This window comes from Thiobacillus thioparus DSM 505 (assembly GCF_000373385.1).
Lineage (GTDB): Bacteria > Pseudomonadota > Gammaproteobacteria > Burkholderiales > Thiobacillaceae > Thiobacillus > Thiobacillus thioparus.
This window is the reverse complement of the sequence record NZ_KB891328.1, coordinates 138,265-150,903: the sequence shown is the minus strand read 5'-3', so window position 1 is coordinate 150,903 and position 12,639 is coordinate 138,265. Positions and strand designations below refer to the sequence as shown.

The 12,639-nt window shown below is 63.9% G+C and carries 13 protein-coding genes; 2 read left to right on the top strand and 11 right to left on the bottom strand.

Going from position 1 to position 12,639, the window contains the following annotated elements:
* Positions 1-186: 186 nt before the first annotated feature.
* Positions 187-1,278, bottom strand: a complete 1,092-nt coding sequence (locus B058_RS0111305) for a galactose-1-phosphate uridylyltransferase (RefSeq protein ID WP_018508600.1) — start codon at positions 1,276-1,278, stop codon at positions 187-189.
* A 171-nt stretch (positions 1,279-1,449) separates the two neighbouring features.
* Between B058_RS0111305 and B058_RS0111300 the strand changes: the two genes are divergently transcribed.
* Together B058_RS0111300 and B058_RS0111295 are read left to right on the top strand one after the other, a co-directional pair.
* Positions 1,450-1,731 carry a hypothetical protein gene (locus B058_RS0111300; RefSeq protein WP_018508599.1) on the top strand — a complete coding sequence of 94 codons (282 nt, stop codon included), beginning with the start codon at positions 1,450-1,452 and terminating at the stop codon, positions 1,729-1,731.
* 2 nt (positions 1,732-1,733) lie between these two features.
* The gene (locus B058_RS0111295; RefSeq protein WP_018508598.1) at positions 1,734-1,985 is read left to right on the top strand and encodes a hypothetical protein; all 252 of its coding nucleotides are present in this window, start codon (positions 1,734-1,736) and stop codon (positions 1,983-1,985) included.
* Positions 1,986-2,056: 71 nt separating this feature from the next.
* Here B058_RS0111295 and der read toward each other — a convergent pair whose 3' ends face one another.
* The 10 genes from der to tilS all read right to left on the bottom strand — a co-directional run bounded on the left by der (position 2,057) and on the right by tilS (position 12,625).
* The gene (gene der / locus B058_RS0111290; RefSeq protein ID WP_018508597.1) at positions 2,057-3,466 is read right to left on the bottom strand and encodes a ribosome biogenesis GTPase Der; all 1,410 of its coding nucleotides are present in this window, start codon (positions 3,464-3,466) and stop codon (positions 2,057-2,059) included.
* A gap of 256 nt (positions 3,467-3,722) precedes the next feature.
* On the bottom strand, positions 3,723-4,877 hold the full coding sequence (gene bamB / locus B058_RS0111285; protein WP_040724368.1) for an outer membrane protein assembly factor BamB: 1,155 nt from the start codon (positions 4,875-4,877) through the stop codon (positions 3,723-3,725).
* A 2-nt stretch (positions 4,878-4,879) separates the two neighbouring features.
* Complete coding sequence (locus B058_RS0111280; RefSeq protein WP_018508595.1) at positions 4,880-5,521, bottom strand: YfgM family protein; 642 nt, start codon at positions 5,519-5,521, stop codon at positions 4,880-4,882.
* Between the two features lie 3 nt (positions 5,522-5,524).
* Positions 5,525-6,799: a histidine--tRNA ligase gene (hisS, locus tag B058_RS0111275; protein WP_018508594.1), complete on the bottom strand. Its 1,275-nt coding sequence runs from the start codon at positions 6,797-6,799 to the stop codon at positions 5,525-5,527.
* A gap of 23 nt (positions 6,800-6,822) precedes the next feature.
* Positions 6,823-8,046 (bottom strand): flavodoxin-dependent (E)-4-hydroxy-3-methylbut-2-enyl-diphosphate synthase, encoded by a 1,224-nt coding sequence (ispG, locus tag B058_RS0111270; protein ID WP_026240857.1) that lies wholly within the window; start codon positions 8,044-8,046, stop codon positions 6,823-6,825.
* Positions 8,043-8,861, bottom strand: coding sequence for a RodZ domain-containing protein (locus B058_RS0111265; RefSeq protein WP_018508592.1), 819 nt, complete (start codon positions 8,859-8,861; stop codon positions 8,043-8,045). Before B058_RS0111265 ends, ispG begins: the two co-directional genes overlap by 4 nt.
* Entirely contained in the window at positions 8,858-9,634 is a 777-nt protein-coding gene (gene pilW / locus B058_RS0111260) for a type IV pilus biogenesis/stability protein PilW (RefSeq protein ID WP_018508591.1), read from the bottom strand. Before pilW ends, B058_RS0111265 begins: the two co-directional genes overlap by 4 nt.
* Positions 9,631-10,734 carry a dual-specificity RNA methyltransferase RlmN gene (gene rlmN / locus B058_RS0111255; protein WP_018508590.1) on the bottom strand — a complete coding sequence of 368 codons (1,104 nt, stop codon included), beginning with the start codon at positions 10,732-10,734 and terminating at the stop codon, positions 9,631-9,633. The genes pilW and rlmN overlap by 4 nt, the downstream gene beginning before the upstream one ends.
* 9 nt (positions 10,735-10,743) lie before the next feature.
* Positions 10,744-11,172 carry a nucleoside-diphosphate kinase gene (ndk, locus tag B058_RS0111250; RefSeq protein ID WP_018508589.1) on the bottom strand — a complete coding sequence of 143 codons (429 nt, stop codon included), beginning with the start codon at positions 11,170-11,172 and terminating at the stop codon, positions 10,744-10,746.
* Positions 11,173-11,329: 157 nt separating this feature from the next.
* Complete coding sequence (gene tilS / locus B058_RS0111245; protein WP_018508588.1) at positions 11,330-12,625, bottom strand: tRNA lysidine(34) synthetase TilS; 1,296 nt, start codon at positions 12,623-12,625, stop codon at positions 11,330-11,332.
* Positions 12,626-12,639 lie beyond the last annotated feature (14 nt).

The window sequence follows — 12,639 nt, the reverse complement described above, 5'->3', positions numbered from 1 at the left end:
GCTCCTGCCTGCACCCGGATGCGCGGTGATCATGGATAAAACAAGGCAATACAGGGGCGGTTTCACTGGCGGACATCCAGGCTGGCATAGGGGCGGACTGCCATGCGGCACCTACGCGAGCGAATTGGAAAGTTTGATTCTAGTCCCGATCACGCCCGTGCGGATGCCCGGAAGGCTCGCCGCTTTCTACAATTCCACCGTGCGCAGGCGCTCGGCTGCCTGTTCCGGATTGATTGTGTTGACGAACAGACCCGAACCAAGCTCGAAACCGGTGGGAATCGACGTGCGCGGACAGATTTCCAGATGCCAGTGATAGCTCGGCGCATGCGCCCGCTGCTGGCTATCGTGCGGGACCGAGTGCAGGAAGAAGTTGTACTGCGCGCCGCCGATGACGGCATCCAGCCGTGCCATGGTGCGCTTCACCACCCGCGCCAGATCGGCCAGATCCTCGCCGCGCACATCGAGAAAATCGGCCTGGTGTGCCAGCGGCAGGATGTGCACCTCCCATTCGTAGCGGCTGGCGAACGGCTTGATGGCGATGAACTTTTCGCCGCGCTCGACCACGTACTGGCCGACGTTGATCTTGCGCCGCACCGCGCCGGACGTACGGTCGTAAATGGTTGCCTCGAAGGTCAGTGCCTCGTCGATCAGCGCGCAGAAAATGCAGTGGTGGTGCTTGGCGTAGTGTGCGGCACTGTTCTTTACTTCGGCATCGACGTTCTCGGGTACTACCGGCATCGCGATCACCTGGCTGTGCGTATGCGGAATTGACGCGCCGGCTGCCGGACCGAAGTTCTTGAACACCAGCACGTATTTCAGCCGCTCGTCCGACTCGAACAGCTGGCGCATGCGCGTCTGGTAGACGCCGAACAGTGCCGCCAGGTGCGATTCGGCCATCTCGTGTACCGCGATGCCGTGTTCGTGGTGATCGATGATGACCTCGTGTCGACCGTAGCCGTCGATGGTCTGCTGCAGGCCGAAGTTGAAACCGGCCTGTTCGCGGTCGTCGCCCAGCACCGGGTAGAGGTTCTCGACCATGCGGATCTGCCAGTCGCCCTCCGGGGGCCAATGCAGGATCACCGGCGGCGTCTTGTGCTCGTTGCCGCGGCAGAACGGGCAGGTTTCGACGTGCTTGCGGGTGTCGCGCGGCGCCAGTTCTTCGGCCTTTTTCGGGCGCATGCTGCGCGCGGTGGCGACCAGTACCGATTCGCTCGGCACAATGGGATTGATGCGGATTTCGCGAACTTCGCTGGATTCGGGGGTATTCGGATCTGGCATGGGACGTCTCCTCAGCTGGCAAGCATAAAACAGCCGGCAGGGACCGTCGGTTCATAATTCTTATGCCCCCTGTCACGCTTTTTATCCCCTCGTGCGCAAAGGGGCTTGCGTTGACGAAGCACAGAGCGGCGCCGACAATGCGGAATCTTTGCTGGTTTCCGGAGTACCCTCATGGACGAAAAAGCCCTGCACGACGAGCAGCGCCTCATGCGCATGATGCGCAAGACCCTGACTTCCATCGTGCGCGATACCGCACCGCGCGATGGCAACCCCAGCCCCCTGACCGAGGCCACCATCCTCGGCATCAAGGATTGCCTGATGGTGATTTCCAGCCGCGAAACCGAGCTTGCCCAGCTCACCGGCCGCACCCTGGACGAGCGTCCGCGCTTCACCGACGAGACGCCCACCAGCCACGCCGTCAAGATCAGCAGCATCCCGAAGAAGACGCACTAAGCATGCCGCAAGCCACCAGCCTGTTCACCGATGTCGAATCAAAAGTCGTCGGGACCTCGGCGGTGGTGATCTATTCGCCTTCAGGCAAGCACCGCAAGCGTTTCCCCGAGGGGGTGGTCGAGGTCTACGCCAGCGAGGACGAAGCGCGTGCGCATGCGGATCCCGCCAAGAGCCGGCATGCAGCCATTGCCAGCGGTCCGTCGCGTTCCTCCGAAGGATTCAAGCTGTTCTATCTGGTGCGCTGGCTCGAGTGAGCGTGGTTGTTGCCGATTTATCGGCTTACAACCACAGCCTGCCCCTTGCGGGTGAGTGCGCATAGCCCGGCTCAGGTTGAACCGTAGACCTTGCGCCGTACCCGTTTCTTGCGCCGCATCCGCGTCGCTTCGCTTTCGGTCAGCGGCGCCCTTGCTTTGCCCTCGAACGGATTCTTGCCGCTGTCTTCCTTGACCTGTATGCGCAGCGGCGTGCCCTGCAGCTTGAATGCCTTGCGGAAACTGCTTTCCAGATAGCGCTTGTAGTCGTCGCGCAGGCCTTCCAGTGCGTTGCCGTGCAGCACGATGACCGGCGGGTTCTTGCCGCCCTGGTGCGCGTAACGCGGCTTGGGGCGGAACAGTCCGTTCTTGGGCGGCGCGTGCTGTTCCACCGCCATCTCCAGCACCCGCGTCAGCTTGGGCGTCGACATCTTGAGGAAGGCGGCGGCATGCGCTGCTTCGACATCCTTCAGCAGGGTGTCCAGGCCCTTGCTCTTCAAGGCCGAAATGTAATTGAATCGGGCGAAATCGAGGAAAGCCAGCTTGCGGCCGATGTCGCGCTTGATGTCGTCGCGCTGCTCGGCGGACAGGCCATCCCACTTGTTGATCGCCACCACCAGCGCGCGACCGGTTTCCAACACGAAGCCTGCGAGATGCGCATCCTGCTCGGAGATGTTCTCGCGCGCGTCGAGCACCAGCACCACCACATTGGCATCCTCGATCGCCTGCAGCGTCTTGATGACGGAGAATTTTTCCACTGTCTCGAACACCTTCCCTTTACGCCGCACGCCGGCGGTGTCGATCAGGATGTAGGGCTTGCCGTCGCGTTCGAATTCGACGTAGATCGAATCGCGCGTGGTACCGGGCTGGTCGAACGCAATGACGCGCTCCTCGCCAACCAGCGCGTTGACCAAGGTCGACTTGCCGACGTTGGGGCGCCCGACCAGCGCGATCTTGGGAATGCCGAATTCGTCGGTCTGTTCTTCCTCTGCGGGAAACGGCGCCAGCGCCTCGTCCACCAGGTCTGATATGCCGTCGCCGTGCGCGCCGGAGATCGCCAGCGGCTCGCCTAGGCCCAGTTCGTGGAATTCGGCGGTCACCACCGCGCGGTTCATGCCCTCGGCCTTGTTGACCGCAAGCAGCACCGGGCAGGTCGCACGGCGCAGGCGCTCGGCGATCACCTTGTCCTGCGGCGTCAGGCCACTGCGCGCATCCACCATGAAGATGATGGCGTCGGCCTCGTCGATGGCCTGCAGCGTCTGGCGCGCCATTTCGGCCATGATGCCCTCCTTGGCCACCGGTTCGAGGCCGCCGGTGTCGACCACCAGATAGGGTTTGCCGCCGATACGCCCGCGTCCGTAGTGGCGGTCGCGCGTCATCCCCGGCATGTCGTGCACGAGCGCGTCGCGCGTACCGGTGAGGCGGTTGAACAAGGTGGATTTGCCGACGTTCGGGCGCCCGACAAGAACCAGAGTGGGAAGCATCATCCTAGGAACCGTAGTTGGACGCGCCCGATGGCGCGTCTGGGCAAGGGGTTGCCGCGAAGTGAGGAGGCGGCAGGCCGGGGCCTGCAACGACCAACGACAAAAGCGGGCGCGTAGCGGCCCCCACCTGTCGGTGAGTGTGATCGCGGACTGAAGTATCGATATTCATGCAGCATTCCTGAAATTGAGCGGTCAACTGCGGTTTTAGGATGATTATCCTTGCTGACGCGCCGGCACAGCCGACGCGCCGTGTTGTTTACTTGAGCCGGAACGCAACGACATTGCCTTTGGACGTCTCCACCGCGAAACCCGGCCCGATATCGGCAGGCGCCGAATGTACGCCGCTGTCGACTTTCGCACGCGCCGCGAAACTGCCATCCTCGCTCGACAGCACATGGACGTATCCCTCGCCGTCTGCCACCACAACCCAGGCGCCGAGCGCCAGCGGTGCGGTCACTGCGCGGCGCGCCAGCTTGTCCTGCCGCCAGCCGGCACGACCGCTGGTTTTATCGTAGGCCGTCACCGCGTCCTTGTCGTCGGTGACGTAGACGTTACGTTCGTCCATCGCCAGGCCGGTGTTGCTGGAGGTGTCACGCGCCCACAGCAATTCCCCGTTGCGGCGATCGAAGCAGGCCACCCGTCCCTGATAGGCGACCGCACACACCTGGCGTTCATCCACGGCCGGATTACCCATCACATCGGCCACCCGTTCGAGTTCGGTCGCCCCGCGCGGCAGCGCCACCGTGGCCTCCCACAACTGCGCGCCATTGGCCGCATTGAGCGCGACCAGTTTGCCGCCCGGGAACCCGGCATAGAGCACCTCGTCACGCACGACCAGGCCGCCCGAACCGCGCAGGCTCAATACCGGCAGGTTGCGGGTGTACAGCCATTTGCGGCTGCCGTCGGCGACCCCAAGCCCCTGCACGCGGCCATCGCCCGTGCGTGCGATGACAATATCCCCCACGACCAGCGCCTGGCCGGTCACTTCGCTCGACAAAGCCACTTTCCAGCGCACCTGACCGCTGACCTGATCCAGCGCCAGCAACTCGCCCTTGGTACTGCCCGCCAGCACCACCCCCTGCCCCACGCCTGCGCCGGCCGACAGTTTGGCGTCGGCATCGGTTTTCCATACCGTGTTGCCATTGGCTACCGCGATGCGCACCACGCGGCTGCCGCCCGCGGCAAACACATCGTTACCTGCGGCCTGGGGACGGAACAGATAACCGCCGGTATCCCCCGTCTCGCCTTTCCAGGCTTCGGTGAGGCTGGCAGTGGGTTTGAATTCGACCAGCTCCGCTGGCTTGGCCTTGACCGGACCGTGGCCGAACCAGCCGCCCACCGTGCTGGTCATCGAACCGACCGTGCTGCATCCCGACATAGCCAGCGCCAGGCCGGCGACTATCATGCGCATCTTCACTTGGTTTCTCCTCCCAGTGCATCGAGCTTCAGTTCGACGATGCTGCGATAGGGATTGTCTTTTTCCATCTTGCCGAACGCCGCCTGATACGCCACGCGCGCCTCGGCTTTCTTGCCCTGCGCCATCAGCACATCGCCCCGCATGTCTTCAAAACGGAAGGCGAACGCATCGCTATGCGAGCCTGCCAGGGTTTTCAACGCAGCGTCGTATTGTTTCTGGTCGAGTTGCACACCTGCCAGGTGCAGGCGCGCCAGATCCTTGACGGCCGGTTCCTTGCTGTTGGCCACGGCCCATTCCAGCTGGCTCTGCGCGCTTTTCATATCCTTGTTCATGACATTGAGCTTGGCCAGCAGCATCGCGGCACGCGGTGCATACGCCGTGCCTTTGTACTGGTCGAGCAGCATCGCGCCCGCTTCGCGTGCGCTCTTGGCGTCATTCGCAGCCAGCGACTGCGTGAGCTTTTCGTACACGGTTGCCGCTTCCAGGCTTTGCGTCACCGTGTGGTTCTGCCAGTAGCGCCAGCCTGCCGCCCCGGCGATCACCACGGCCAAGCCGATCATCACCAGGTTGCCCCAGCGCTTCCACCAGGCTTTCAGTTCGTCCAGCCGTTCCTGCTCGTCGAGATCGTAGGTTGCCATGCGCTATGCCTTTTGAGTTGATGCTTCTTGAATGAATTGAATCGCCCGCGCCACCTCGACGCGAGTCTGTTCGCCTGCTTCGCGCAGCGGCTTCAGCGTCACCTGCTGCGCAGCGGCCTCGTCGTCGCCGATGATCACCGCATAACGTGCGTGGCTGGCATCGGCCTTTTTCATCTGCGACTTGAAACTGCCGCCGCCGCAATGCAGGACCGCGGCGAGTCCGGCACTGCGCAGCGAACCTGCCACCTGCCAGGCAAAGGCCTGTGCCAAGTCGCCGGCATGGACGATATAGGCATCGGGCGCCGGTGTCGCGATGCGGCGTCCACCCGCTTCGACCAATGCCAGCAGCCGTTCGATGCCCATCGCAAACCCGGCTGCAGGCGCCGGCTTGCCGCCCAGCTGCTCGACCAGACCGTCGTAGCGCCCACCAGCACACACCGTGCCCTGCGCGCCGAGCTGGTCGGTCACCCATTCGAACACGGTACGGTTGTAGTAATCCAGCCCACGCACCAGACGCGGATTGATCTCGAAGGCGATATCGTTCGCGCGCAACAGGGCCTGCACCGCATCGAAATGCGTCAGCGCCTCGTCCTCGAGTTCATCCATCAGCTTGGGCGCCGCATCGTTCAGCGCCTGCATCGCCGGGTTCTTGCTGTCGAGGATACGCAGCGGGTTGCTGTGCAGACGGCGCCTGGCGTCCTCGTCGAGCACGTCCTGGTGCGACGCGTAATAGGCGATCAGCTTCTCGCGGTGCCGCAGCCGCGCGGCGTGATCGCCCAAAGTGTTGAGTTGCAGCGCCGGCGCGATACCCAGCTCCTTCCACAGATCGGCGCACATCACGATCAGTTCGGCATCGACGTCCGGCCCGACAAAGCCGAGCGCCTCGACGCCGACCTGGTGAAACTGCCGGTAGCGGCCCTTCTGCGGACGCTCGTGACGGAACATCGGCCCGGTGTACCACAGCCGCTTGCCGCCGTCGTACAGCAGGTTGTGCTGGATCACGGCACGTACCGACGAAGCCGTGCCTTCCGGGCGCAGCGTCAGCGATTCGCCGTTCAGTTCGTCGACGAAGGTATACATCTCCTTCTCGACGATGTCGGTCACCTCGCCGATGGCACGCTTGAACAGCCCGGTATGCTCAAGAATCGGCGTACGTATCTCGCGATAGCCGTAGCGCCGCAGCCAGTCGCGCACGATCGCCTCGAATCCCTGCCATGTGTCGCTGACATCGGGCAGGCAGTCGTTCATGCCGCGCACGGATTGAATGTTGTTGCTCATAACTTAATCAACAGAGATGCATTTCACACAGCGCCGTAACGGCTGCGCACATAGTCTTCGACGATGGCCTGGAATTCTTCGGCTATCTTCTCGCCTTTCAGCGTCACGGTTTTTTCGCCGTCGACGTATACCGGCGCGACCGGCACTTCGCCCGTGCCGGGCAACGAGATGCCGATATTGGCATGCTTGGACTCGCCTGGGCCGTTGACCACGCACCCCATCACCGCTACCTGCATGGATTCGACGCCGGGATACTGGTTGCGCCAAACGGGCATCTGGGTACGCAAATAGGTTTCGATATCCTGCGCCAGCTCCTGGAACACGGTGGAGGTGGTGCGACCGCAACCCGGGCAGGCCGTGACCTGGGGCGTGAACGCGCGCAGCCCCAGCGCCTGCAGGATTTCCTGGCCGACTCGAACTTCCTGGGTACGTTCACCACCTGGCTCGGGCGTCAAGGATATCCGTATCGTGTCGCCGATGCCTTCCTGCAGCAACACCGACAAGGCCGCGGTCGAAGCGACGATGCCCTTGCTGCCCATGCCGGCCTCGGTCAATCCGAGGTGCAGCGGGTAGTCGCACTGCGACGCCAGGTCACGGTATACCGATATCAGATCCTGTACTCGGCTCATCTTGCACGACAGGATGATCTTGTCGCCGCCGAGTCCCAATTCCTCGGCCTTCTTCGCCGACTCCAGTGCGGAGGCCACCATCGCACGCCGCATCACCACTTCGGCATCTTCCGGCTGCGGAAGACGCGCATTGTCGTCCATCATGCGCACCGCCAGCGCCTGGTCGAGGCTGCCCCAGTTGACACCGATACGCACGGGCTTGTCGTAGCGGCATGCCACTTCGATCAGCGTGGCGAACTGCTCGTCGCGCTTGTTGCCTCGCCCGATATTGCCCGGATTGATGCGCAGCTTGGCCAGGGCCTCGGCACACTCGGGCACCTGAGTCAGAAGCTTGTGGCCGTTGAAATGGAAGTCGCCGATCAGCGGCACGCGGCAGCCCAGCACATCGAGGCGCTCACGAATGCGCGGCACCGCGGCGGCGGCCTCCAGCGTGTTGACGGTCAACCGCACCAGCTCCGATCCGGCCTCGGCGAGCGCTTGCACCTGACGCACGGTGGCGGTGATATCGACGGTATCGGTGTTGGTCATCGACTGCACCACGACGGGCGCATCGCCCCCCACCAGCACGGAACCGACCCGTACCTGACGGGTGGAACGACGAACAATCCGGGACATCATTCTTCCAGCGTGAAGCGGGCAACCGTCACGTCAATAAAGGGTTTCAGGTCGATGGGGCGGCCGTTGTACGTCACCTGCACTTGCGCGGCATTGCCGATCACCACATCGAACGGGGGCTGGCCGTGAACATCTGCGCTACTGCCTGCGGGATTGAGCTGGCGCATCAGCATGCGGCCGCTGGCATCCTTGATCTCGGTCCAGGATTCGTCACCGAAATCGAGGTGCAGCACACTGCCATTCGCCGCGGGCTCGGTCGTCCCGGACGCCGTAGCCTCAGGCGGCGTGCCGTCTGCTGCGGCCGGAGTAGCGGGCGGCACGAGTGCAGCAGGTGCCACGACACCAGTCCGTGCAGCGACAGGGGCGCTTGCGGCGGGCGGTGCCGGACGCGGCTGCATGGCGGCCGGTACCGGTTCGTCGGGGCGCTCGCCCCCATCGCTGTTGAGCCACGCATACAACGCAACCGGCACGGCCACCGCCAGCAACAGGCCGAGCAGCGACAGGATCAGCCACGGAGAAGTCAGCCATGACCGCGGCAGGGCCGGTTCGGTCGGGGCGACCGCGGCCGGTTCGGTCGGGGCGCCATCCATGCGCGTCAGCAAGGATTCCGGCGCCAGCCCCAGCAAACGCGCATAGTTCCGCACAAAGCCGCGTGCGAATACAGACTGGCCCAGGCTCTCGAAGTCGTCCCGTTCCATCGCCTCCACCTGGCGATGCATCAGACGCAGGCGCACAGCGGCATTGTCCAGCGTGATGCCCTGCGCTTCGCGTGCCTCCCGCAAAATCTGACCGACCGAGGCCAGCCCGTTCTCACTCATTCGACATGTCCCGTCAGCAACTGTTGCGTCTCGTTCGAATCGGGGAAGCGTTTGCGCAGTTGCAAGGCATAGGCGGCCTCCTGTGCCCGGTCGCCCAGCTTGCGTTCCAGCCGCACGCCCAGCCACAGGCTTTCTGCGGACGGCGGCGCCAGCTCGTCATGGCGCCCCAGCAGGCGCTGCGCTTCCGCCAGGCGCCCCTGGCGGAAATACAGCCCGGCCAGCTTGAGGATCGAGTTGGGGTTGTCAGGCTGCAGTTTGAGCGCTTTTCCCAGATTGGCCTCGGCCAGCGCGATATCGCCCTTCTTCTCGGCGCACAAACCGGCATTGGTCATGGCCAGTTCGGGCTGCGTGTACAAAGGGTTGCGAATGGCGGCGCTGAATTGCGCCAAGCCTTCATCGTAGCGGCCGCGGGTACAGAGAAACCAGCCGTAGTTGTTGTGCGCATTCGAGTCGTTGCGATCGAGTTCAATGGCGCGACGAAAGTTTTCCTCGGCCAGCTTGTCCTCGGCCAAGTCCATGTAGATCATGCCGTAGATGTTGTAGGCCGGACCGTAGCGATTGTCAGCCGTGATCGCCTTGCGCAACTCGTCGAGCGCGACCTTGTACTGGGCACGCGCGACATAGGCCCCGGCCAGATCCGTGAATGCACGGGCACGTTCGCGGCTCTGGCTGTCGGCCTCGCTGGCGGCCACACCACCGCTCCCGTCCATCGGCTGCGCCGCGCAGCCCGCCAGCAATGCCGCAGTAACCAGTACACCTACCCATTTCTTCACGCTGCCTCCTTGTGCATTCGTTTCATGACACGTCCGCTCTTGTCCGCGACTTTCCCGGCCAGCTGTCCGCAGGCCGCATCGATATCGTCGCCGCGCGTCTTGCGCGTGGTCACCACCAAGCCCGCATCCTGCAGGATCTGGCGAAACACGCGCATCGACTCTGCCCGCGGTTTTTCGTAGCCCGAGTCCGGGAACGGATTGAAGGGAATGAGGTTGAACTTGCACGGCACGTCGCGTGTCAGCTCGATCAACTGGCGCGCATGCTCGGGCTGGTCGTTCACACCGGCCAGCATCACGTATTCGAAGGTGATGAAGTCGCGCGGCGCATGCACCAGATAGCGCCGACAGGCGGCCATCAGTTCGCGCAACGGATACTTCTTGTTGATCGGCACGATTTGGTCGCGCAACGCATCGTTGGGCGCATGCAGGCTCACCGCCAGCGCCACCGGACAACGCTCGGCCAGGCGGTCCATCGCCGGGACCAGGCCGGATGTGGATACCGTCACCCGCCGCCGCGACAGGCCGTAGGCATGGTCGTCAAGCATGATGCCGAGCGCAGTCACCACGTTTTCGAAGTTCGCCAGCGGCTCGCCCATCCCCATCATCACCACGTTGGTCACCGGCCGGTCGGAAACTTCGCCGGTGGTGCGATTGGGCTCGGTCTTGAGGCTGTGATGCGCCACCCACAACTGCCCGATGATCTCGGCAACCGTCAGGTTGCGGTTGAAGCCCTGCCGCCCGGTCGAACAGAACGTGCACTCCAGCGCGCAACCAACCTGTGACGACACGCACAGCGTGCCGCGGTCCTCCTCCGGGATGAACACGGTTTCGATGCCGTTGGCGACTCCGACGTCGAACAGCCACTTGCGCGTGCCGTCCGCCGACGTGTGCGCATAGCTTATCGCAGGCGCCTGCACCACCGCCTGCTGCTGCAGCTTCTCGCGCAGGCTCTTGGCAATGTCGGTCATCTGCGCGAAATCGGCCACGCCGGACTGGTGCATCCAGTGGAACACCTGACGGGCGCGAAACGGCTTTTCGCCAAGTTCGGTGAACCAGGCGGTCAGGCCATCCAGATCGAAATCGAGCAGATTCTGCGGCATGCGTAAGATTTAGCGGCCCGCGTAGACTTCGCTAGCGGGGAAGAAATAGGCGATTTCGATCGCCGCAGTTTCCGGGGCGTCGGAGCCGTGCACGGCATTGGCATCGATGCTCTCGGCGAAGTCGGCGCGGATGGTGCCTGCTTCGGCCTTCTTCGGGTCGGTCGCGCCCATCAGCGCGCGGTTCTTGGCGATCGCGTCTTCACCTTCCAGGACCTGCAGCACCACCGGGCCCGAGATCATGAAATCGACCAGATCCTTGAAAAACGGACGCTCCTTGTGCACAGCGTAGAAACCTTCGGCCTCCTGGCGCGACAGATGCTTCATTTTCGACGCCACGACCTTGAGGCCGTTGCTCTCGAAGCGGCTGACGATCTTGCCAATCACGTTCTTGGCGACGGCATCGGGCTTGATGATGGAAAAAGTGCGCTGAACAGCCATGTGTATGCTCCAGACAAATGAGGAAAAACAGGAAAAAAGGTTCAAAAAACCATGAAAATCAGCCCGCTAGAATAACATGGGGCACCCCGGGCTGTCTTGTCCAGCCAGCCGGCGGCGGTTTGCAGGATATGCCAGGCGGGCGCAACGCCATGGCCCGTCAGGGTTCGACGTGCGGCAGCATTCCCGTCTCATCGGGCGCGGCGCCCAAGTCGGCTTCGAAGCCGATTCCCGCCGCCCACACCAGTCGGCCGTCGCACCACATCAGCGGCATACGCGCCCGCAGCCAAGGCGGGATCCCGTGTTCCTGCAGCAGATTCTTCAGGCTGCGTCGGGGGCCGCCAGCATGCAGACGAAGGTGCTCACCGCCCGCCCGTACGCCAAATGTGACTTCACCTGCCGCCAATGCCGTCTGCCGGAGCCCCGTTCCGCTCGTCCGGTCCATCCGCACATGGACTCCGGCGGCCGGCACCCAGATTGCCGCCTCGCCCTGCCAGCGTACCGGCTCTGCCCAGCACGGCGCCGGCGGCACCAGATAGGCACCGCCGCGGTAGCGCCACAATTCCATCTGTCCCAGATTGACGCGCACCTGTGCATCCGCGTGCGCATCTCGCAACTGGTGCAAGGCCTCGTCGAGCCGACGCAGGCTGGGCATGGCCTGGCCGTGCTGCTCGATGAAGTGGCGCAGCAGGTTGCGGGCCCGTACAGTCGAGAAGCGTGCCAACGCGGCACAGTCGAGACGGTCGCCAGCGATGGCCTCCCGTGCATCCAACCGTGCCAGGTCGTCCAACAATTCTGCGGCATCGGCCTGCAGTGCGGCCGCACGTGCCAGGGTGCGGCTGGCGCCGGGAAAATGCTGCGCCAGCAACGGCATCACCTGCTGACGCAGTGCGTTGCGGCGATATCGGGTGTCCCGGTTGCTTTCGTCGTCGACCCATGCAACGCCCTGTTCCCGCGCGGCGCGCAACAACTCGACGCGAGGAATGGACAGCAGCGGCCGCAACTGGGTTGCGCGCCAGCCGGGCCGGTCGTGCCGTTCGGCCATGGCCGCCAGACCTTTCGGGCCGGCACCGCGCAGCAATTGCAACAGAAGCGTCTCGGCCTGATCGTCCTGATGGTGTGCCGTGAGAAGAAAATCCGCATCCAGCGCGGCAAAGATCCGCTGGCGTTCCCGCCGCGCGGCCGCCTCGACGCCGGCCGGGTCGTCGCGCGCGATCTGCACGCGATGGATGGCCAATTCAACTGCGTGCGCTGCGCATAGCCTGTCGCAGAAATCGGCCCAGTCGTCCGCATGGGGTGACAGGCCATGGTGCACGTGCACCGCCTGCAGTTCGAACGGATGAGGGGCGCGCAACGCCAGCAGGACATACAGCAGGGCGACCGAGTCGAGTCCGCCCGACAGGGCCAGCGTCAGCCGCGCGTGCGGAGGAACGTGGCGGCCAAGCACGTCCGCCACCTCTGCGACAATCG